The organism is Sporosarcina oncorhynchi, from assembly GCF_033304615.1.
Taxonomy (GTDB): Bacteria; Bacillota; Bacilli; order Bacillales_A; family Planococcaceae; genus Sporosarcina; species Sporosarcina oncorhynchi.
On sequence record NZ_CP129118.1, the window covers coordinates 685048 to 708398 of the forward strand.

The 23351-nt window shown below is 41.9% G+C and carries 17 protein-coding genes and 1 riboswitch; of the genes, 11 read left to right on the top strand and 6 right to left on the bottom strand.

Translation table 11 applies throughout. The features are described 5' to 3' along the window. The first annotated feature begins 73 nt into the window (after positions 1 to 73). Positions 74 to 265, top strand: a riboswitch (cobalamin riboswitch). A 259-nt stretch (positions 266 to 524) separates the two neighbouring features. From QWT69_RS03230 to QWT69_RS03240, 3 genes are all read left to right on the top strand, one after another. Further along, positions 525 to 746: a hypothetical protein gene (locus QWT69_RS03230; protein ID WP_317968918.1), complete on the top strand. Its 222-nt coding sequence runs from the start codon at positions 525 to 527 to the stop codon at positions 744 to 746. Between the two features lie 285 nt (positions 747 to 1031). After that, positions 1032 to 1889: a DEAD/DEAH box helicase family protein gene (locus tag QWT69_RS03235; RefSeq protein WP_317968920.1), complete on the top strand. Its 858-nt coding sequence runs from the start codon at positions 1032 to 1034 to the stop codon at positions 1887 to 1889. 642 nt (positions 1890 to 2531) lie between these two features. Then, on the top strand, positions 2532 to 3896 hold the full coding sequence (locus tag QWT69_RS03240; RefSeq protein ID WP_317968922.1) for an MATE family efflux transporter: 1365 nt from the start codon (positions 2532 to 2534) through the stop codon (positions 3894 to 3896). A 221-nt stretch (positions 3897 to 4117) separates the two neighbouring features. On the opposite strand, the gene QWT69_RS03245 is transcribed toward QWT69_RS03240, so the two are convergent. The 4 genes from QWT69_RS03245 to QWT69_RS03260 form a co-directional block, all read right to left on the bottom strand. Next, positions 4118 to 5224, bottom strand: a complete 1107-nt coding sequence (locus QWT69_RS03245; protein ID WP_317968924.1) for a mandelate racemase/muconate lactonizing enzyme family protein — start codon at positions 5222 to 5224, stop codon at positions 4118 to 4120. Further along, on the bottom strand, positions 5221 to 6387 hold the full coding sequence (locus tag QWT69_RS03250; protein WP_317968926.1) for a M20 metallopeptidase family protein: 1167 nt from the start codon (positions 6385 to 6387) through the stop codon (positions 5221 to 5223). Before QWT69_RS03250 ends, QWT69_RS03245 begins: the two co-directional genes overlap by 4 nt. Before the next feature lie 20 nt (positions 6388 to 6407). Then, the gene (locus tag QWT69_RS03255) at positions 6408 to 7811 is read right to left on the bottom strand and encodes a YfcC family protein (RefSeq protein WP_317968928.1); all 1404 of its coding nucleotides are present in this window, start codon (positions 7809 to 7811) and stop codon (positions 6408 to 6410) included. Positions 7812 to 7958: 147 nt separating this feature from the next. Beyond that, positions 7959 to 8819 (bottom strand): LysR family transcriptional regulator, encoded by an 861-nt coding sequence (locus QWT69_RS03260; RefSeq protein ID WP_317968930.1) that lies wholly within the window; start codon positions 8817 to 8819, stop codon positions 7959 to 7961. 408 nt (positions 8820 to 9227) lie between these two features. Between QWT69_RS03260 and rbsK the strand changes: the two genes are divergently transcribed. The 4 genes from rbsK (at position 9228) to QWT69_RS03280 (ending at position 14734) form a co-directional block, all read left to right on the top strand. Continuing rightward, a complete protein-coding gene (rbsK, locus tag QWT69_RS03265) occupies positions 9228 to 10151 on the top strand; it encodes a ribokinase (protein WP_317968932.1) in 924 nt (307 codons plus the stop codon). Between the two features lie 335 nt (positions 10152 to 10486). After that, positions 10487 to 11911, top strand: coding sequence for a sodium/glutamate symporter (locus tag QWT69_RS03270; RefSeq protein ID WP_317968934.1), 1425 nt, complete (start codon positions 10487 to 10489; stop codon positions 11909 to 11911). A 1-nt stretch (position 11912) separates the two neighbouring features. Next, positions 11913 to 13325 carry a M20 family metallopeptidase gene (locus QWT69_RS03275; protein WP_431312312.1) on the top strand — a complete coding sequence of 471 codons (1413 nt, stop codon included), beginning with the start codon at positions 11913 to 11915 and terminating at the stop codon, positions 13323 to 13325. A gap of 98 nt (positions 13326 to 13423) precedes the next feature. Next, positions 13424 to 14734: a hypothetical protein gene (locus tag QWT69_RS03280; RefSeq protein ID WP_317968938.1), complete on the top strand. Its 1311-nt coding sequence runs from the start codon at positions 13424 to 13426 to the stop codon at positions 14732 to 14734. Between the two features lie 99 nt (positions 14735 to 14833). On the opposite strand, the gene QWT69_RS03285 is transcribed toward QWT69_RS03280, so the two are convergent. Continuing rightward, positions 14834 to 15598, bottom strand: coding sequence for an SH3 domain-containing protein (locus QWT69_RS03285; RefSeq protein WP_317968940.1), 765 nt, complete (start codon positions 15596 to 15598; stop codon positions 14834 to 14836). A 318-nt stretch (positions 15599 to 15916) separates the two neighbouring features. On the opposite strand from QWT69_RS03285, the gene QWT69_RS03290 reads away from it, so the two are divergent. Then, positions 15917 to 16678, top strand: a complete 762-nt coding sequence (locus QWT69_RS03290; RefSeq protein ID WP_317968942.1) for a glucose 1-dehydrogenase — start codon at positions 15917 to 15919, stop codon at positions 16676 to 16678. A 48-nt stretch (positions 16679 to 16726) separates the two neighbouring features. Here QWT69_RS03290 and QWT69_RS03295 read toward each other — a convergent pair whose 3' ends face one another. Continuing rightward, positions 16727 to 17260 carry a glycerol-3-phosphate responsive antiterminator gene (locus QWT69_RS03295; protein ID WP_317968944.1) on the bottom strand — a complete coding sequence of 178 codons (534 nt, stop codon included), beginning with the start codon at positions 17258 to 17260 and terminating at the stop codon, positions 16727 to 16729. 407 nt (positions 17261 to 17667) lie between these two features. On the opposite strand from QWT69_RS03295, the gene QWT69_RS03300 reads away from it, so the two are divergent. The 3 genes from QWT69_RS03300 to QWT69_RS03310 all read left to right on the top strand — a co-directional run bounded on the left by QWT69_RS03300 (position 17668) and on the right by QWT69_RS03310 (position 23090). After that, complete coding sequence (locus QWT69_RS03300; protein ID WP_317968946.1) at positions 17668 to 19686, top strand: alpha/beta fold hydrolase; 2019 nt, start codon at positions 17668 to 17670, stop codon at positions 19684 to 19686. Positions 19687 to 19767: 81 nt separating this feature from the next. Further along, positions 19768 to 21258 (top strand): glycerol kinase GlpK, encoded by a 1491-nt coding sequence (gene glpK, locus QWT69_RS03305; RefSeq protein WP_317968948.1) that lies wholly within the window; start codon positions 19768 to 19770, stop codon positions 21256 to 21258. A gap of 179 nt (positions 21259 to 21437) precedes the next feature. Continuing rightward, on the top strand, positions 21438 to 23090 hold the full coding sequence (locus QWT69_RS03310; protein WP_317968950.1) for a glycerol-3-phosphate dehydrogenase/oxidase: 1653 nt from the start codon (positions 21438 to 21440) through the stop codon (positions 23088 to 23090). The last annotated feature ends 261 nt before the right edge of the window (positions 23091 to 23351 follow it).

The window sequence follows — 23351 nt, forward strand, 5'->3', positions numbered from 1 at the left end:
TTCATAGTCACCCGCCTGACTCGCCATTTTCTGCTCCGGCAGTTGAAAGAGTGCTATACTTACTAGGTAACTGAATAACGTGTTAGAGATAGGTGCGTTTGTTTTTATTACAAACGCTTAAAAGGGAAATCGGTGAAAAACCGGTGCTGTCCCGCAACTGTGAGTTGGAGTGCGATTCATTGCCACTGTTTCCTTCAATGGAGATGGGAAGGAGAACCGCATGCTGAAGACGAGCCAGGAGACCTGCCTAGATCGAGTACACACCATTACCCTACGCGGATAGGAGGTGTCATGTGCGGCTATGAATGAAAAACGTTCACAGGCCGTCGTACGACAAAACGGTAACAGGACAACTGATGGATGGATTCGATGGAACTTACATCGAACCGACATACAGCGTTTTCAATGTCTTGACGACCCGTTTAGTTCGTCGTGGCTTCCCACATATACATCCTCTAGGTAGACCTAGGCGGATGTTTTTTTTATGGCGAATTTTACTGACAAACACGATGAGGAGCTTGATTATGCAAAATGAAAGAGAAGAGTACTACATAAATGTATTGAAGAATTCACTTATGTCCAATTGGGCGGTTGCCCGTTCTACAGAGCTGTCAGTTATTCTGGAAGACTGTAAAGGAAAAATAGATATGGATCCGTCAATCACATCGCAAGAAAAAGCGGAACATCAACAGGATTTGAACGAAGCTTACAGGAAAGTAGTCGAAGAGCTTGTTGGATGTAATTGATGAACAAGCTGTGAAAACTGTGCTTTGCCACTAACAAGACAAGCAAGAATGATTGGAATTTCTCAGTCTTATCACAAAGTAAAACAAAAGCTCTTTTACCAATTGGCTGGTAAAGGGCTTTTGTTTTCTTCTGTTCTATCTACTTGTTTAGACGAGTAGGGGTGCAGATCGGGCGGATTTTCCTCTCACGGCTACCTTTATATAGCAATCATTAATTGGATCTCTACCCACAGCGACCTGTACAATTTGGTATACTTATGGAAACAATTTCATGGAGTTGTGAGAATGCAAACTGATTATATAAATGAATTTATCAAAATCTACAAATCGGTGTTTGGTGTGACGAACAGGATTAATACATATTGGAAAATGGATAAGAAGATTAATTACTTTGTGATTCTTACTGGCATTTTCGGGGTTTTCTATATTATGTTGAGTGTTGTTTGGAAATCGTCGTATGCCTATATTGCCTTAATACTTTATGTCGCTAGTTGCATAGTCGTTAGTATTTGGATTAATTCATTCATTAAAAGGAAGTACAACGATGTTAATTACTTGGAAGAGCAGTTTGCTGCGGATTTCATAGATAGAGTCAACGAGGAAATGTATTTTGATTTGAAGTCAGAGAAAGAGAGAAGTGTCATTGAAGAATACTTGCAATTTCATAGCGATAAGGAGAAACATAAAAAAACGTTTGTATCTATCTTCAAACCCGGCGTTTCATGGATTGCACTGATCTTCCCGGTGATTTTACCGATGATTGTGTCGCTTGAGGAGAAAGAAATCGTTTATTTTATCATTTTACTCTCGATCTACGTAGTAGTCATTTCTACGTTCGCTCTTGGTTTTATGAGGGAAATCAATGGACTGACAAAGGCGAGTATCATTACGTCAATCCTTGAAATGTTAAATATAGAGAAGATGCGGAGTCTTAAACAGGAGATTATGGAGAATCGACTGGATGGATTGCTTAGCAGCAGAGACTTTACGCGTATTACACTGGAGTTGTTACGCGAAGCGGGTTATAAGGAAGCGAACATGGAGAATATCGCTTTATATCAATCTGCCTTACATTCTATTGAAGGGAATGTTGATAGAGAGTGGCTGCGACAGATTATTCGAGAGACAAATGAGTTGAAATGAAGTTACTGTACGAGCGGCATGTAGGCTTTTCATATTGTAGTACAGACTTGTCGCGTATGCTGACGGCTCCATAGGAGAAGTGATTTTTAGCTTTGACAATAGATTAATTATACGAATGCCAGTTTTTCAAACAATACCGCTTCATGTTCCATAATATAGTAGATTCTTGCTTGTAACGCAATGAAACTGGTACGTAACACAATTTAACTCCGTCGCAACACAATCAAAACAAATGGCATCGCAATAAAGCCCATTCGCAACGCAATCAAAACAGTGAGTAACACAAACATTAACTAGTTAACAGGCCGATTACGCAGGAAAGATTGCGTGATCGGCTTTTTTATGGACTTTTCGGGGAAGTTTTGGACTTTTACGGTTGATTTTGGACTTTTCCATTCAGTTATGGACTTCTGCAGTCGATTTTGGACTTTTCCAGGGAGGTATGGACTTTTGTGTTTGAAGGGGATAGGTCAGGTGTCAGCGCATTAGGATTTCACGGGATTTATATGCATGATGTTGGTATTTCTATGACGCGATTAATAAAAAACAAGCTTTTTCCTAAGTCAGCTAAATTGTCTATTCCATTACGACGGCGATTCACGTAAACTGAATTCCATACTCTATGGTAAAGAAGGTTAGGCAGTGCATAACGAAAAGAAAGATTATCAGAACCAATCGTTGTTCAGTATTACGTGGCCGCTTTTTATTGAGATTTCGTTGCATATGAGTGTGGGGATTATTGCGACGCTCATTTTAAGCGGCTATTCAGATAAGGCGGTTGCGGGTGTCGGGGTTGCGAATCAGATTTTGAATATTTTTATTCTGATTTTTAATGTGACCGTTATTGGGGCAATGATTCTGATTGGGCAGAATTTAGGTGGCGGCAAGTTGGAACGCGCCCGTCAACTTGCGCGATCAGCAGTAGGGATCAATATGTGGGTTGGCGTCGTGATGACTGTCGTTGTTGTGTTATTTGGGGATGTGTTTTTACGTTTGTATGGGCTGAGCGGGGAAATTTATGACTTTGCGCTTACGTTTCTGACGATCACTAGTTTTTCATTAATCCTTGAAGCTGTTTCTTTGGCGTTAAGTGCGATTTTACGAAGTTATGGTCATACAAAAGAAGCGATGTATATGACGCTTATGATGAATGTAATTAGTGCGACTGGGTACTTTATTGCGATTAAAGGATGGTTGGGTTTGCCGATAACAGGGGTCGTTGGTGTTTCGTATTCCATCATTGTCGCAAGGGCGTTCTTGATTGTTGCTCTTCTTTATTTTGTTTATAAAATATTAGGATTTAAGTTCACGCTTAAAGATGCTTTTGCCGTTCATAAAGCAGACATTAAGGCTATTTTTCATATCGGAGTTCCGTCTGCTGGAGAAAATATTTCGTATCAACTTTCACAAATTGTCATTACAGGGTTTGTCGCCATGATTGGGGATGAGGCATTGGCAGCGCGTGTGTATATACTGAATATCTCGATGCTTTGTTTTTTATTCACGATGGCGATTGGACAAGGGACGCAGATTCTAATTGCGCGTTATATTGGAGCGAGGGATTATGATCGGACGTTGCAACGTGGACTGAAGACGTTAAGGATTTCCATGTTTGTTTCATTAACAGTCTCGCTCACGATCGCCCTCATAGGGGAACCGGTATTAGCTGCGTTTACAAGCCAACCGGGCATTATTGCAATTGGACTTCCTGTTCTGTGGGCAATTGTCTTTATTGAACCAGGACGCGCGATGAACATTGTATTAATGGGCTCATTGAAATCGGTTGGTGATGTTCGTTTTCCTGTTGTTATCGGGATTATTTGCATGTGGGGCGTGGCGGTTGTGTTTAGCTACATTTTCGGAATCGTGCTTGGATTCGGTTTGCTTGGGATTTGGATCGCGCAAGGTTGTGATGAGTGGATTCGTGGACTCTTTGCGTTGAGACGGTGGATGTCTAAGCCGTGGATGAAGAACAGGGTTGAGGAGAAGTCGTTGGCGAAAGGCTAATGAGGAGTTGGTGACGGTCACAAGTGTATTTTGGACTTTTTTGGGCTGTTATGGACTTTTAGACGGAATTATGGACTTTTATAAAGAGGATTGGACTTTTCGAGGACGTTTTGGAGTTCTGCGGACGATTATGGACTTTTGCGTTAGTAGCGGATGTTGGGGGCTAGATAAACATAATGAAACCGGCTAGGAGATAGTTATCTCGTAGCCGGTTTCGTGTTTTACTGTACGACGCATGAAAACTTTGTGATTTCCTGGATATACGCTTCGTCGACTTCGATTCCTAGTCCAGGGAGGTCGGTGAATTGTAGGACGTCTTTGTTGAATGTGATGGAGGCCACGTCTTTTGTGAAGTTCAATGGGCCGACCATTTCATTCGTATGGATATTGGATTGTGCTTTTGCTAGATGGGCACCTGCCATCGTACCAATCGCCGATTCGACCATGGAACCAAGTTGACACGGTATGCCGGCAGCTGCGGCCATGCTTGTTAACGCAAGTGCCGGATAAATACCGCCTGCTTTCATGAGTTTGATGTTCACTAAATCGGCTGCTCTATGTTCGATGACGGACAACAAATCAACGGTGCTGCTGACGCCTTCATCGATCATAATGGAGACAGGGGAGACGGCACGTATTTCAGCAAGTGATTTTACATCATGTGCAATGACAGGTTGTTCAAACCAATCGACCTGACAATCGGCTGTTTCGCGAATGATGCGTAAAGTCTCTAAACGATTCCATCCTTGATTGGCATCGACGCGTAGTTGAATGCCGTCACCGATTGCCTGGCGAACGTGGCGGATTCGTTCGATATCTGTTGCGACATCGGTTCCGACTTTTATTTTAATGCTACGGAAGCCTTCCGAAACATAGCGATGTGCATCGTTCGCCATTTCAACCGGTGTTTTGATGCTCAACACTTGAGGGACGCGTAATACCTCATGTGAACTGCCACCAAGTAGTTGGTAGAGCGGTACGTTCGCTGCTTTTCCCATAATGTCATACAGTGCGATATCGAGCGCCGCTTTTGCGGAAGGTACGCCTAAAATCATTTTCGTAAACTTTTGATGAATCTTATCGATCGAAAATGGGTTTTCATTCAGCAATAGTGGAGCGAGTTCTTGATGGATGACTTGATAGGTACTTTCCCATGTCTCACCCGTCACGTTTTGGTCAGGTACTGCCTCGCCCCAGCCAATGATGCCTGTATCGGTTTCGATGCGGACAAAAATGGTCGGCATATCCTCTAATCGAACATAGGAAATAATGAACGGCTCTTTAAGTGGTAGACGTGCTGCGAACACGTCGATTTTCGTGATTTTCATTGCGCATCCTCCTTGAATTGCTTGAGGATTTCAATGAATACCCGAATGGCGTCAGGTATCACTTCTTCATCAATATTGAACTTCGGATGGTGATGAGGGTACGCACTGACTTCGCCTTCCATCCCAACGAACAAATAGGCACCGGGCTTTTTCTCTAAGTAGTAAGCAAAGTCTTCTCCGCCCATTGTTGGGTCTACGAGTTGGACGCGTGCCTCGCCAAATGTGTCGACAAGCACTTGTTCAACGAAACGAGCTTGTGTTTCATCATTGACGAGAGGCGGTGTGCCGACAATGAATTCCACTTCGGCCGTCGCACCGAACGCCTGGCAAATTCCTTCTGACATTTGAACGATTTGTTGTTTAATAGTAGTGACTGCTGTTGGTGTGAGTGCTCGGATTGTACCAATTAACTTAGCGGTAGTTGGAATGACGTTGGCCGTGCTGCCTGCTTCAATTTTTCCGACTGTAATGATGCCAGCCTCTAACGGGTTGAGTTTTTGACTAATAATATTTTGGAACGCCTGAATGACATGTGTTGAGATGTAAATGGGATCTACCGCTTCGTGTGGGGAAGAACCATGCCCGCCTGAACCTGTAATCGTCACTTCAAAATCATCGATTGAAGCCATCATCGGACCATGGGTTAAACCGAACGTCCCTTTTTTCAAACCTTGCCATAAATGCAGGCCGAATACCGCATCGACAGTATCTAAAATCCCTTGCGCAACAAGAGCTTGTGCGCCGCTTGGGCTAATTTCCTCTGCTGATTGGAAGATGAGGTAGACGTTTGGCTGAACGTTCGCTTTGTTAGCAGCCAACCATTCGGCTACGGCGAGCAAGACTGCGGTATGTCCGTCATGTCCGCACATATGGGAGATGCCTGGACGCGTGGAAGCGTAAGGCAAGTCTCCTTCTTCTTGAATAGGCAGTGCGTCAATATCTGCGCGTAACGCAAGGGTTTTCGCTCCGCTCGTCCCTTTGACGAAACCGATAATACTTGGGCGTGCATAGTCGAGAATTTCAATTCCTAAGTGTTCCAGACGTTCGCGTATCATTTCACATGTTTCAAATTCCTCTCCTGAAAGTTCAGGGTACTGATGCAAATGTCTTCTATCTTGAATCGCTTGTTTCGTAAGGGATTCAATTGTCGGTTGATTGTGCATGAAAATCCTCCTTCATTTCATTAAAACGGTCCGTATTGAATAACTTGAGCAATGATGAGTGCGATGATTGCAATCGTTATTTGAATGAGCATGAAAGGGAAGACCCACTTCACCCATTTCGTCCAAGAGATTCCGACCATTGCGAGTCCAGCCATCAAATAACTGACCGTCGGGAAGATAATATTCGACATACTATCACCTAATTGGTAGGCAAGAACGGCTGTTTGACGTGTGACACCAGTCATATCAGACAGTGGCGCCATAATCGGCATTGTTAACGCTGCTTGTCCGCTTCCGGAAGGCACTAAAAAGTTTAGGCCTAATTGGAAGAAGAACATCCCGACTGCATTGAATGTAGCTGGAAGCGAATCGAGTGCACTTGCTGTATAGTACAAAATCGTGTCCATTAACTGTGCGTCTTTAAACGTAACTAAGATCGCCTGGGCAAAGCCAATGATTAAGGCCCCGCCAATTAACTGCCCTGCTCCTTTAATGAAGTTATCCGCAATTTCGGAAGGTGACAGTTTCCCGATTAACCCCATGATGATGCCGAACATGAGGAACAATCCTGCAATTTCAGTAATATACCAATCTAATTTAATAACGCCATACATAAGGACGATAAAGTTTAATAGAAATACGAGTAGCACGAGCTTATGACGAGTAGCCATTGTGCCAGATAGGTTTTCAAGTGCATCCTGCTTGCCTGGCGGGTAGTTGCCGTAAAGGCCAATTGAAGGATTTTTTTGCACTTTAGCTGCATAACGATATACATACCAAACGGCTACAATATACAGAACGATGAATAAAACGATACGGAAGAAAATACCTGAGAATGTAGGAAGTCCAGCTAAGTCTTGCGCAATTCCGACCGTGAATGGATTCATCACGGCAGATGAAAATCCAACAGATGCTCCAAGTGTGACGATTGCAAAACCGGTGATTGCATCAAATCGTAATGCAACAGCCAGGGGAGCCAAAATGCCGATATAGACAATTGTTTCGTCCGACATTCCCATTAAAGAGCCTGCACATGCAAAGAAGAACATTAAGACCGGGATTAGAAGTTTTCCGCGGTGTGCCATTTTGACGGATAACATCGTAATGAATGAATCCAATGCACCTGTTGCTGTTAAAATTCCGAATGAACCCCCTACGATCAGGACGAAGAAGATAATAGAAGAACCTAGTGCCATCCCTGAATGAATATTACTAAAGATATCTAAGAATCCAGTAGGTTCACCATCTACGAATGAAAATTCATCAGGCAGAATGACTTCCCGCCCATCGATTTCTGTCCGTTCAAATTGTCCGGCAGGTATAATATACGTCATGACTGCCGATAAGACGATGAGGCAAAATAGAAGCACGAAGACGTTGATGCCGTTTTTTTCTTTTTTCTGATTGGTCGATGATGAATTCAAAATGCCCACTCTCCATATACTGTAAGTTTAAAAGTCGTAATGCATAAATATTCATCTCTGTGTATTTATTGTATAGGAAATGGAGAGGGAGAGGAAATAGGATTTCTCTATGGTTACTATTAGAAAACTTAATGATGAGAGATGGATTTATAAGGTATCCCACATTTTAATCGTTAAATCAGTGAAAGTGCTGACAGTGCTGAAGTCTTTCATGTTTTCGGGGGAAATTAAATACGTCGGCATTGTGTATGAAAATCGACTCAATACTTGCAGTTCATGATTTTTAATTTCATCTTCAATAATCCGATCGCTGAGCAACGCAATGCCTGCTTGTCCTAAGACCGCCTGTTTGATCGCTTCTTCACTCCCGCATTCAACGATCGTTTTTGGAACACACTGTATTTCTTCCAAACAATTATGGATTAGGCCTGTTAAGCTATACGTGATAAAAGGATGTGCATCAAACATGTTCTGCAAGGGAGATTCAATGGATAAGCGCGGATGGGCAACTAAAAAGAGCTCTTCTTCATCAATTAATCGTCGTTCAATGCCCGATTGGGTTAAATCGCCCGCGACGAACCCGATATCCGCTTGGTTGGAACTCACAAGCTTTAAGGTTTCTTCACTATTACAGCAAATTAACTTCAAATTCACATCTGGATACAGTTTGATGTAAGGACCAATAATATGAGCTAAATAGCGCCCACAATAAAACTCAGGAGAGGCGATAACTAAACTGCCTGCTGGTTTCTCTAGCTTTTTCAGCTCTTGCGTTAAGCTGTCCAGTTTACCGAATAAGCTTTCTGTATGCCGTTTCACAATATGGCCAGCTGGCGTTAAATACATCTTCTTTCCGACACGATTCAACAGTGTGTGTCCGAACTCTGCTTCCAGCGCTTTGATCTGTTGACTGACAGTCGGCTGGCTATAGTTTAAAATTTGCGCTGCTTTCGTGAAGTTCAAATGAGACGAGACAATATGAAAGGTCTGTAAATGTCGTAAATCCATGGGATGATCCCTTCTTTCTGAATAAAGTCCTATTGTTATCGTATACCAGTTAAAGTGGGGGAACAAACTAATTTACGAGTGTCTATTAGTCTCACAACTCTTTACAATCAGTAAATGGAAGAGGAATAACGTAGAATCGTTAAAGGTTAAGATGAATTGGATGCATGAGAAATATAACTAATATGTAACTATGCTAGTTATATAGAGCAGTAAAGTGATCAGCTTGCCGTTTATTTAGTTAAGGGTTATGACCAAAGTGGGACTTCTGACAAGGAAATACAGGTGAAACCGTTTCTGTTATGTAGTATGCTCCCTAATGCGAGTAGTGAAAATTGGTGGTTCGTCTTTGTAATTAGGATGATTGAATTGAGTATAGTACATTTTTGATAATAGAAGGGACTGCAACTTATGCAACGAAAACCGAAAGTCACTGTCATTGGCAGTGCGAATGTTGATTTGGTCATAGAAACGGATCGTTTCCCTTCGCCGGGTGAAACGATATTGGGGAATACATTTCATCAATTTCTCGGCGGCAAAGGAGCAAATCAAGCAGTAGCAGCATCCCGATTAGGGGCGGATGTAACGTTTATCGGCAGTGTAGGGGAAGATATCTTTGGTCAGCAAATTGTAGACAACTTGCGAAAAGAGAAAGTGAATGTTGAACATGTGCTTACGATCCCTACTGTCTCTTCGGGTATAGCAAATATTCAAGTAGCTGAAAATGATAATATCATTACGGTGATTCCTGGAGCGAATGCCAATCTTACAGAAGAATACATACAATCCCTTTCAGCAGTAATAGTCGCTTCAGACATTGTCGTTTTGCAGCTGGAAATCCCACTAGAAGCAGTAACGATTGCTATTGAGATTGCCGATAAGGGAAATGTGCCTGTTATTTTAAACCCAGCGCCAGCTGTTCCGTTGCCTGAAGACTTGTTGCGAAAAGTGACGTTTATTACCCCGAATGAAACGGAAATGGCTATTCTAACTTCAAACGCAGGACAGGATTTTAGTGTGCTATTTCAACAAATGTTTGCGCTTGGCTCTAAGAGTGTAGTGATGACTTATGGAAAACATGGTGTCATTTACGGGGAACGTCAAAGAGAACTTCAAAACTATCCCGCACTTACTGTGCAAGCAATCGATACAACTGGAGCTGGAGATACATTCAATGCTGCATTCGCCGTATGCATCGCATGTGGAAAATCGGTGGAGGAAGCAATTGTCTATGCCAATGCTGCCGCGGCGTTGTCCATTACTAAATTAGGCGCGCAGACGGGCATGCCAACGGAAGATGAAGTGAATCGGTTTTTGAAACGATTGTCAGATTGAATTTAGACAACAACCTATAATAGCGAATCTACAAAAGCAGAAATCAGTCGTGATTTTCCATGACTGATTTCTTTTTTCTGTTTAGAAGTTAATTAAATGGTATCCTTCATCGATTTAGATAAGGGGTTTTTGGCCCTTTTTGGAGATTTATGAAACTAATAGTGATCTCTATGATTTTGAGACAGTAGAATTAGGAATCACAATATATCAAAGTCCTCCTAAAATTGAAATCAATTTATTTTAAAAAGTGATTGACTATTTACTCAACAATGCTATTATAAAACTAATTAAAGAATATTAAAGGACACTGTCCTTTATGGGTGGGGGAATGGGAAATGGAAACATCGATGCTTTCGCAAGTCATTCGTATGCTGTTTTTTACATTTGCTTTAATCGGTCTGTTTTTGCTGATTGGTACAATTGTGCGGGCAAAAGTTAAAACGATGCAAAAACTGTTTTTACCGGCTTCAGTCATTGGGGGATTTGTAGGGCTTTTATTGGGCCCAATTATTTTGAAACAATATGCAATTTTACCGATTCCACAAGATTGGTTATCAATTGCCTCCATATTACCGGGTCTATTGATCGTTCCTGTTGTGGCATCTGTTCCACTTGGGTTGAAGTTCGGTAGTAAAGATGAAAGCGGTAACAAAAAGAAAGGATTAATGAAGCCGGTCGGAATTATGTTGTTATTGATGATTATCATTGGGAGTGTTCAAAACTTCTTCGGCTTATCCATGGCAGGTATTTTTAAATTATTCCCAAATTATGCTGACTTGTATCCGACTTTTGGGACAGAACTTTCCGCGGGGTATGCGGGTGGCCATGGAACTGCAGGGGTTATTGGAAGTATGCTTCAGTCGATGAACCAACCATATTGGGAAGTTGCGCAAGGTGTCACGACAACAACTGCAACTGTCGGACTGATCAGTGGTATTTTAGTGGGGATATTGCTTATTAATATCGCTGCAAGAAAAGGGTACACGAAATATTTAACAGGGGATGCAAGCTTACCAGAAGATATGCGGACTGGTGTTCAGAAGGATCTAGAGAAGCAACAGATTGCAGGGAAAGAGTCAACGAACTCCGCTTCCATTGATGCGCTTGCTCTTCACTTGTCACTTATTCTTGGTGTCAGTGGGCTGTCCTTCTTATTGACGTTTGTATTAAAGAAATACAATGTCCTCGTTTTGAATTCCATACCTGAGTGGGCCTATGCAATTATACTCATGTATATTGTGTGGGGCACAATGCAGAAGCTCAAGCTTGATTGGGTGGTAGATAACAAGACGAAGTCGAAAATCGCATCGACTTTTGCAGATTTCGCCATCGTTGCAGCTATTATGAGTTTGCCAATACAAGCGGTCTTCACGTATATTGTTCCACTGTCCGCTATTATGATTGGCGGTCTACTATTAACGATTGCCGCTAGCTATTATTTATCAAAGCTCTTTTTCAAAGATCATTGGTTTGAAAGAAGTATGGTGCTGTTAGGTACGAATACTGGGGTGTTCTTAACAGGTTTATTATTACTTAAAATGGTGGATTCGGATATGAAATCCCCTGTTCTCGCAGACTACTCTATTGCTTATTCATTTAATAGTATTATTGGTTTTGTTTTATTCCCACTATCTTTCGGTTTATTGATTAATCAAGGGTTAGGTGCAGGGATGGTGTTGTATGTTTCGGTGGCAGTAATAGCCAGTGTTCTTTTATTTGTTACAACAGTAAGTGATCGGAAAGTGAGAAAGGGTGTTTGAATTGAAAAGATGGATTGAACAATATATAGAAGAGAAGAAAAATGATTTAACAGCAATCAGTGATTTTATATGGGATCACCCGGAAATTCGATTTGAAGAAGTCTTGTCAAGCCAAAAAATCATGGATGCATTACAAAAGGAAGGATTTGACGTCCAACATAATTTAGCGGGGATGCCTACCGCTTTCGTTGGAGAATTTGGAACGGAAGGCCCCGTCATTGCATTTTTAGGGGAGTATGATGCACTCGCCGATTTGAGTCAGGAAAGCGGCGTGGCAGAACAACGACCGATTGCTAAAGGTGATTATGGGCATGGATGTGGCCATAATTTGTTAGGCGTCGGGGCTTTAGGTGCTGCGTTTGCAGTCAAAGCGTATTTAGAACAAAACGGACTGCCCGGTAGAGTGCGGTATTATGGCTGTCCTGCAGAAGAGGGCGGTTCAGGGAAAACGTTTATGGCGCGTGACGGAGTGTTTACGGATGTAGATCTTGCATTGACTTGGCACCCGGCACCAATGAACAGCGTTTGGAGTTTTAGTACACTAGCCAATATTCAAGCGTACTTTAAGTTTAAAGGAAAAAGCGCTCATGCGGCAGCGGCTCCTCATTTAGGTCGGAGTGCGCTGGATGCGGTTGAGTTGATGAATGTTGGCGTGAACTATTTACGTGAACATATGATCGACGGTGCGCGCATTCATTATGCGATTACAGATAGCGGTGGGCATTCGCCGAACGTCGTCCAGTCCAATGCTGAAGTACTGCAGTTAATTCGTGCTCCTCGTATTGAACAGGCGCAATCGCTATATGAACGAATGACGAAAATTGCTGAAGGTGCAGCGTTAATGACAGGAACTGAAGTTGAAGTCGTCTTTGATAAAGCGTGTTCGAACTTCATTCCCAATCATACAATCAATACAATTTTAGGCGAATCGATGGCGGACATCGGCCCTATTCCATTTACCGATGAAGAACAAGCACAAGCTCGTGAATTTCAGGCGACGTTCACGAAGGAGGATATGGGAAGCGGGGAAATGGGGATGGATGGTATGAAGATTTCCGCGGACGAACCGCTTGTACGAAAGCCTCTGCCTTATATGAAGATGGATAAAGTTATGCCGGGTTCAACGGACGTGGGCGACGTCAGTTGGGTTGCGCCAACTGGACAAATCGTCATGACGACAGCTGCATTTGGAACGCCTTTACACACTTGGCAGTTAGTGGCGCAAGGGAAGACGAGTTACGCACACAAAGGGATGCTGCAAGTTTCGAAAGTGTTGGCTCTAAGTGCATTAAAAATGCTTCACAATGAAGAGCTGATTGCACAGGCAAAAACTGAATTGCAAGAAGCGGTTGGGGAGACGGGGTATGTCAGTCCTATTCCTGAGTGGATCAAGCCAAACCAGAAAAACGCCTGAATGATTCGTTCCATCTATTGAATAATTAAAAAAAGTCCTTTAAGCTGAGAGTAGTGTACGTACATGATAACTTTCATAAAAAGAATAGAGGAGTCTATGTGAATATAGGTATATTTTTACCACATTTCAGCTTAAACCGGATTCAGCATATTTTACGTGAATACAATGAAGTAAACTTCCACTACTATCCTTATCAAACAATTGAAGATTTAAAAGCCGTCTATCAAGCGAACAAAGATCATTTGGATGCCTACTTTTTCAGTGGGCAACTCGCTTATATGACGGCTTTGTCTGATGGTGAAACATACCCGAAGCCCGCGTATTACATGAAAATGTCGGAAGCCGATTTTTATCGGAAATTATTTAAGATTTTATTGGAGCATCCTCATCTTGATTTGTCCCGAGTGTTTATCGACTTTTATCAGGAGAGCGAGATTATTCAACGTTTTGTCGAAGAGTTGCCTGTGGATAAACGGCCTATCATCACGAAAGACCTAACAGAATATTCGATGGACGATATTTATAATGAAAGCATAAAATACCATGAAAAATTGCATGCGTCCGGAAAAATTGACTGGTCGTTTACACGGTTTGTGAATACGTTAGAGGATTTCGATAATAAAGGCATCAATTATTTTCACTTTGAGATTTCAGATGAAACGATTATACAAACGGCAAATGAGATGATCAACGCTGTTCGAATTGATCATTTGAAAAGCAATCAGATTGTCTATGGCTATTTGACTTTCGAATTTGATAATGCAAGTTTACTGGAAAGTAAGTTTCTCGCCATCCATTCCAAATTGCTTGAGTACAATTACCATATGAAAAATCAACTCATTATTGATGCGAGTAAAAATTACTTTGAAATTACAACGAACCGTTCAGTGCTCGAAAACATGACAAATAACTTTGCTTCTTGTGATTTACTCCCTTATTTGTCTAAAGAAGATTCAACGATCTTTCATCTCGGTTGGGGGACGGGGAGAAATTTCACAGAAGCGCAAATTAATGCCAAACGGGCGAGTCGGATTTCTGAAAGTAATCAATTAAGCAGTACGTATATTTTACTAGAAGACGAACAATTAGTCGGCCCATTAACAGGGGCTCAGCATAATGAGACGCCTGCTCGCCAATTATTAAAAATGGTGTCTATGGATACGTTGAGAGAACGGCTGAATATGTCAAATGACCGAATACATAAGGTACTGCTTGCTTTTGACCAAGTCAATTTGAAAGAATTGACGAGCAGTGACTTCGCGAGTCTGTTGCAAATAAGTGACCGTTCAGCAAACCGCATTCTCAAAGAGGCAGAAGAAAATGGCCTTGTGACAGTTAAAGACGATCGGGAATCAGGTCTGCAAGGAAGACCCCGGAAGTTCTATGTGTTGAATGAAGGGTTGCTATGACGTATTTGTCCTGAATTGAAATCGGTCAACAAACTGGAATAGAAATGCAAAAAAAGAAATCAGTCGTGATCATCCATGACTGATTTCTTTTTTTTATGTTTATTTCCTAACTTTCACTGATTCTAATTCCGTTATAACTTCGCCGCTACTATTTGTGCTTTTGATGATGCCAATTCCTTTCGCAAGGTACTCCCTGGAGCCATCCCAGAAACGTAGAATTACGACATTCCTGAAAGTGCCTGCTTTTACGGTAATCGTTTTCGTAGTACTTTCTACAAGAACATACTCGTCATCATAGTAATCACTTTGTGTGAAATAGGTTCCTTGTTCTAATGGGTAAGGTGAGTTAATAAAGATGAAATCTGAACTTGAGACACCCATCATCATGCCATATGGGTTTTCAATGTACGTAAAGTTCGATAAGTCGGGATAGAGTGGACTTTTCTTGTTGTATAAATACGTAAATTCATCGTCTTTTTCGACATAAAACGTCTCTCTTTTGCTGTCTAGGAAAGAGGGATAGTAGGTGAGGGTTAGGCCATCTACAGGTGCCAATCCTCTTGAAACAACAGTAGGTGAAGGTTTTGTGATTTTATTCGATAAAGCGGATGTATACACATATCCTTTGACTTGCCCGGCTATTACATAAGAAAACCCATTTGAAGAAGCGAGTACGGTCACTATTGAATGATTTTTAATAGTGCCTACTTTTTTTGCATTGGGATCGGCTGTTTCACGAAGATGAATATCACTCTTCGCGTTGACATACATTTCGCTGGCCGCTGCCGCGAATACAGATTGCGAAGGAAATACATAGAAAGAGCAAAGTAGCAGTATCACCATTGCCAATAGTTGTTTTTTCATTGGAATCACCCCTGAAAGTAGTTACGTACATAGAAGTATATGTGGCTTGTCCTGTTAGTAGAAGTCGCTGGGGATTGATTGGAGAAACGTGTCTTTGAAAAAGGTTTGTTTGAGAATACAAGCGTATGTCAATTAGCTCGAACGCCGGTAGGTAGAATCGGCGATTTTTTATTTATATTGTTAGCATCGCATTTTGGCAAGTGGGAGCACTGTTTACTTGTATGAATACCTAACAAGGAGTATTTGGCTTGATAGTTAGATGTTAAAGCGTATACTAATGAGTGAAGATAACCAATCTATTAAGTGGAGGCGATTTTGATGAAAAGATTAGAAAATAAAGTCGCGGTCATAACCGGTGCAGGTTCTGGAATTGGCCGTGAAATTGCGGAATTATACGCAAATGAAGGCGCGAAGGTTGTCATCGCGGACATGAATATGGAAGGTGCAGAAGAAACAGTCCAATCGATTAAAGCAACTGGCGGGGAAGCGCTTGCTGTGAAAACGAATGTCACTGTGGAGGAAGATGTGCAACGCATGATCGATACAGCAGTCGAAACGTTCGGCACACTCGATATCCTTGTGAACAATGCGGGGATTATGGATAACATGTTTTCCGCTGCGACGATTACTGACGATGTTTGGGACAAAGTATTGGCAATCAATACAACAGGTGTCATGCGTGCGACACGTAAAGCCCTTGCCATTTTTGAGCCTAAGAAATCAGGTGTTATTGTGAATATGGCTTCTATTTCCGCAGTTACAGGTGGACGTGGTGGACTCGCGTATACTGCTTCTAAACATGCAGTTGCAGGGATGACGAAAAACGTTGCCTCTCATTATGGAAGCATGAACATTCGTTGTAACGCTATTGCACCTGCACAAGTACCGACAAATATTACGAACAACTTAGTACAACCTGATAAGCATGGAATGGAGCAAGCCCTAAGAGGCGTTAGCTTAATGAGTCGTCCAGGTACTAAAAGCGAAATCGCGAACATCGCGTTGTTCCTAGCATCCGATGAATCTTCGTATGTAAACGGCGTAATTATGGAAGCGGATAACGGTTGGTCAGCTTATTAATTTTTTAAGCAGCTTGTAGTCATTATACATTCCGGTATAATGACTACCTCACCATAAAGCTTTATTAGACGTCGTCACTGCATAAGCTGAAGCATTGATGGCGATATCGACATCCTCTTGTGTACGAATCAATCCACCGGCAATGATTGGAATCCCTGTCTCATCATAGATCTCTTTAATGATGTTTGGTAGTACACCTGGAAGGATTTCAATGTAATCAGGTTTGATCTTTTTGCAAATATTCATGTTGTGTTTCAATGCGTGGCTGTCCAATGCGAATAGACGCTGGATTCCAATAATGTTGTGTTTTTTCGCGTAGGCAATTACGCTCGCTTTCGTTGAGATAATTCCATCGACTTTGACGTTATGAACTAGATATTCAAGTCCAAACTCATCTACTTTCAATCCTTGAACAAGGTCCGCGTGGATGAGTACCTTTTTATTATGATGTTTCGCATATTTAATGGTGCTCTCTAGCTGGGATAGGCGGGTTTCTAATAAGATGATCAGTTCATGTTCGGTTTTCAGTACGTCATCAAAATCCTTCATATTCCGTATCGCGGGTATAATCGTCTTGCACATATAATCACTCCTGATGGGATTCATTAAATGATTTTCACTATATATCTGTCTTAATTCTATCCTACCATAGCTGAGGTGCCGAAATAAAACTGGGATGGAGTCCTCATGCAGAAATTTAGGTGATAATGCGTACGGATAATTGACAACGCTTTCAAAGATAGGTATACTATCGATAAGTTAATAGCTCGTGATGAGATTTTGAGACACATTACATTCCTTGGGGGGTTCCCCCAGGGATGTTTAATGTGTCTTTTTTTCGTCCGCTATTACAATGAAAATTTGGGGGTGGCTTCATTGTGAGGGCGATACACCTTGCCGTGTAAGGCTGACTATGTATTTGTCTCTAGAAGCACGCGTATGCTTTAAAGACAGTTGTACGTAACGTAAAAACAAAAGAGGGGGATATTATGAACAAGTTCAAGAATCCGATTGTATGGTTGGTTATTTCATTCGTATTAATTTTAATTGGAAGTGTGACAGCTTCCCAGTTTAATAGTTCTGGGGGCGATGTCGATGTTTCACGCATTTATTTTGAAACGCCTAGGGGCGAACTGTCAGGCTTGTTGTATAAACCGGATGGAGCAGACAATCAACCTAGACCTACGTTAATTGCGACACACGGTTACTTGAATTCGGGGGAAATGCAGGATGCACAGGCAATCGAGATGTCGAAAAGAGGATATGTCGTATTAGCGTTAGATCAGTATGATCACGGGCACTCCACCGGAACAACAGAAAAGCCGGTTCCTTTCTTCTCGTTTTGGCCGCATGCGATTTATGATGCCGTTCAGTATATGTATGAGCAGGATTATGTCCTAAAAGATGCTGAAGGAAATGGACTAATTGCCGTTTCTGGACACTCCATGGGCGGTTTTTCATCCACACATGCAGTCATTTTGGATGAAGCTGATTTCGGAGACTCGGGCATTAGAAAAATCTATACTTCACTCACGATGGGCTCGGACTACCAATGGCTAAAAGTTATGGGGCTCAATGAAGAAGATATTAATAAAGCGTATGGTCCAAGAATGTCCGGTAAGGTTGCAGGGCAGTATGATGAATTCTTTTTTGATGCGGCCGCTGCCGGCGCTGGTAAATCAGTTGTGAAGAAGAACTATGTGGGGACAGAAGAAGGTCAAGGCTTCCTAGGAAATCCTGAGAATCCTGTGGCTGGAAAAGTATATGAATCAAACGGCGGTATGCGAGTAATCTATCAGCCGAATGAGACGCACCCATGGAACCACTTTTCGAAGCAAACTACAGCGGACGCAATCAGTTTCTATGATATGGCTTTTGCCGATTATAGTGACCAAATTAAAGTCGGCGAAGGCGGACAGTCATGGATGTTTAAAGAATTTGCTTCTTTTGTCGCTTTGATTGGATTCTTTATATTGTTCATTCCTGTCATCCTCTTATTGTCGAAACTACCGTTCTTCAATTCGATTTATACGGCTAAGGCAGGTATTTTGCCAGAACCGAAGACAGAAGGGTCGAAGCTGACAAATTACTTGCTCATAGTTTTTGTAAGTTTGTACCCGGCACTCTTCTTCTCATCGCTGTATGGGGCAGATGTTTCAGGTATGCGTTTGTTGCGTCAAGTGAGCATGATTTTCATCGCCGTAACAGCGATTATATATGTCGTTTCATTAATTAAGAACTACAGTAAAAATGCTAAAACAGGTTCACTTATTCTACTTGTGTTAAGTATCATTCAATATGTATTATTGAGAAGCCAAGATAAATTCCTTGAAACAACGCCGTTTTTCGGTGCTCCTACAGTCAATCCGATTGTCTATTGGGCACTAAACGTATCGGTCGTTATGCTGATGGTGGCAGTTTGCTATCATTATGTTACAAAGAAATCCGAAGGTGCGACGATAGCAAATTATGGTGTAAAAGCAAACGTGAAAACGATTGCCGCATCACTTGCAACAGCGATTATTGCAGCAGCAATCGGATTTGGTATTTTGTTTGCAGTAGACGCATTATTCAAAGTCGATTTCCGTCTCTGGACAGTAGCAGTCAAAACGTTTGAAGTGCAACATTTCATTGCGCTTCTGAAATACGCACCGTTGTTCTTTGTCTACTATTTCATCGTGGGCATGTCTGTCAATATGAATACAGCAAGTGAAAAGTACGATGGCATAAAAGGGTATGTCCTTTCAATTCTTCATTTTGTTGGGGGCTTGATGCTTTATCTAATCTATCAATACGGATTACTATTCATAACAGGCACAGCTGGTTATCCGGGAGAATCTCTCTCCTCAATCATCGTGATCGGCTTAGTTCCGATTTTGATGATCGCTGCCATCTTTAATCGTTACCTATTCAGAAGAACGGGTAACATTTATGTCGGAGCCTTCATTAACACATTGGTGATGACGATGGTGACGATAGCCAATACGACGCTTTACACAATATTCTAAACCCTATAAAAAGGAGCTACAGACATTAGTCTCGAGCTCCTTTTTCAGACGTCACTTCATCAACAGACGGAGGTAATTGAGTTGGAACAGTACATTTTGTCCCTGGATCAGGGGACCACAAGTTCACGAGCGATCTTATTCAATAAAAAAGGAAGAGTCGTCGAAAAAGCACAGCAAGAATTTGAACAATTTTTTCCGCAACCGGGATGGGTTGAACAAGATGCGAATGAAATATGGAATTCGGTTTTAGCATGTATTGCAGAAGTTCTGCGTAAGGGAGATGTGCTGCCTAAACAAATTGCGGGCATTGGAATTACAAACCAACGCGAAACGACTGTCGTATGGGACAAGCATACCGGTAATCCCATTCATAAAGCGATTGTTTGGCAATCTAGGCAAACTGAAGATATTTGTGAGGTCTTGCGTGAAGAAGGGTATAGCGATCTTTTTGCTGACAAAACTGGTCTAATTATAGACCCTTACTTTTCGGGAACGAAAGTGAAATGGATTCTTGATCATGTCGAAGGGGCGAGGGCGAAAGCAATTGTGGGTGATTTGTTATTTGGAACAATCGATACGTGGTTAGTTTATAAGTTGACGGGTGGTCGGACACACGTCACAGACTATTCCAATGCCTCTCGAACCTTGATGTTTAATATTAAGGAATTGAAGTGGGATGAAGAATTACTCAACATATTGTCAGTACCTGTCAGCATGCTTCCTACTGTGAAATCTTCATCGGAAATCTACGCTTATGCGGAAGATTATCCATTTGCGGGTCATAAGATTCCAATTGCAAGCGTCGTAGGTGATCAGCATGCGGCATTATTCGGTCAAGCTTGTTTCGAAAAAGGGATGGCGAAGACAACCTATGGAACAGGAAGTTTCATGTTGTTGAATACAGGGGAAGAATGTGTCAGGTCCAAACAAGGGTTGCTAACGACAATTGCGTGGTCCCTAGATGGAAAAGTGACCTATGCGCTTGAAGGAAGTAATTTTGTTGCTGGATCTGCTGTCCAATGGCTGCGTGACGGCTTGCGTATGTTCGACGATTCAGCAGATAGTGAAGCGTATGCGTTAAGAGTCGGTTCCTCGGATGGCGTTTATGTTGTTCCGGCATTCGTAGGTCTTGGAACACCCTATTGGGACAGCGATGCACGTGGTGCTGTATTCGGACTGACGCGTGGGACAACAAAGGAACATTTTATCCGCGCGACACTCGAATCATTGGCGTATCAGACGAGAGATGTGCTTGATGTGATGGTTGAGGATTCGGGTATCAATTTGGCGTCCCTTCGTGTCGATGGTGGTGCTGTTTCAAATGATTTTCTCATGCAATTCCAGAGTGATATTTTAGACGTTACCGTCGATCGTCCGATTGTCAATGAAATTACTGCGCTAGGCGCCGCATTTCTGGCAGGATTGGCTGTCGGGTATTGGACCGATCAAGATGAAATTGTGCAAAAATGGCAAGTGGAAAAGACATTTTCGAGTACGATATCTGAAGATGAGAGGGACACTCTGTATACTGGGTGGAAAAAAGCGGTTGCAGCAACGATAGCATATAAGTGAGTCATTAAATCCAAGTGGTAATGCTTTGAAAATGAAGTCCGACATGCTATTCTAATAACAAGTTAATAACTTTGGTAGAGAATTTGAGAGACCACTTCGCTCCATATTTCCGTTAAGGAAATGGAGGGGATTCGTGGTCTCTTTTTTTATTTCAAAATACAGATAGGAGCGGATGAATCATGGGGTTTTCAAATGTAAATAGAGCCGAACTGAAAAAGGAACTTGAGGAACAGACATACGATTTACTAGTGATTGGGGGAGGCATTACAGGTGCGGGAATTGCACTGGACGCTGCAACAAGAGGTTTGAAAGTGGCAGTAGTGGAGATGCAGGACTTTGCTGCAGGTACATCGAGCAGATCGACGAAACTCGTCCATGGGGGTTTACGCTACTTAAAGCAATTAGAAGTGAAGATGGTCGCGGAAGTTGGTAAAGAACGGGAAATTGTCTATCAAAACGGCCCGCATATTACGACGCCAGAATGGATGCTACTACCTTTTTACAAAGGAGGAACATTCGGACCGTTCACTACAAATATCGCATTGCGTGTCTATGACTTTTTGGCAGGAGTCAAAAAGAGTGAACGTAGAAAGATGTTCACCCCAGCTGTTGCTACTGACTATGAGCCGTTATTAAAAAATGAAGGATTGAAAGGTGCAGGCTACTATGTTGAATACAAGACGGATGATGCCCGTCTGACGATTGAAGTGATGAAGAAAGCCGTAGAAAAAGGCGCGGTTGCATTGAATTATATGAAAGTTGCTGATCTCATCTATGAAAATAAAAAAGCGGTTGGTGTCAAAGTAGAAGACGTGATTGAAGGTTCTCATTTTGTAGTGAGAGCATTAAAAATTGTCAATGCTGCCGGCCCGTGGGTAGATACATTACGTGAGATAGATCATTCAAAGAAAGGAAAATCATTGCAATTAACAAAAGGAATCCATCTTGTATTTAATGGAAAAAAATTCCCGTTACAACAGGCTATCTATTTCGACGGTCCCGACGGACGAATGATTTTTGCTATTCCAAGAGAAGGAAAAGCATACGTCGGTACGACCGATACGGTTTACAAAGGTGACATCGCGCATCCTGAAGTTACTGTGCAAGATCGAGATTATATACTGCAAGCAATTGAGTTCATGTTCCCATCGGTTAAAATTGGCCCGGCTGAAGTAGAATCCAGTTGGGCGGGATTGCGACCGTTAATTCATGAGGATGGAAAATCGCCGACAGAAATCTCGAGAAAAGATGAGATATTTGTATCCGAGTCTGGTCTCATTTCCATTGCGGGTGGTAAATTGACAGGTTATCGTAAAATGGCTGAACATGTTTTGGATCTTGTCGTCAAACAATTGAATGAAGAAGAAGGCCAGCACTATCTCGGGTCTCAAACGAAGCATCTGCCGATTTCAGGTGGGGATGTAGGCGGCGCAGACGGGTTCCATAAATTTGTAGTAGAAAGAGTGAAGAAGGGGAAGACGCTTGGACTGTCAGAAGTAATTTCCGGAAAAATGATTCACCGCTACGGGTCAAATGTCGATACTGTTTTCTCGATTTACGAAAATGGTAAAGGGATAGCGGGAACAGAAAACATGGATCCTCTTGTCTACGCACAATTACGTTATGCAATTGACCACGAACTCATCTACAAACCAACTGATTTCTTTATCAGGCGAACAGGTGCATTGTACTTCGATATAAAAGCAGTTCAGATGCATAAAGAAGTAGTATGCCAATTCTTGAAAAAAGAGTTTAACTGGACAGAAGAGCAATCCGTAGGCTATCGAAAAGAACTTGAGGATGCGATTAAGGATGCAATTCTAGTTGATTGACTTAAGGAATAGAGTAAGTATCCAAAACAGTTGTGCAGTACAGACAAGTCTTTGACTAGGAATCGATTTTATTAAGCTAGTTCCCATAAAGTACTCTCTTAAAGCAGCCAATTCTTCCATGATAACTAAATAATATAGGCAAAGCCAGTTGAAATCATCAGCTGGCTTTTTGGTAGTAAAAACAAACTTGTTCTGTATTTTAAAGTTAACAATACAAGATGTGTTAAGTATTATTCAAATTAGACTCTTCGGAATCTAATA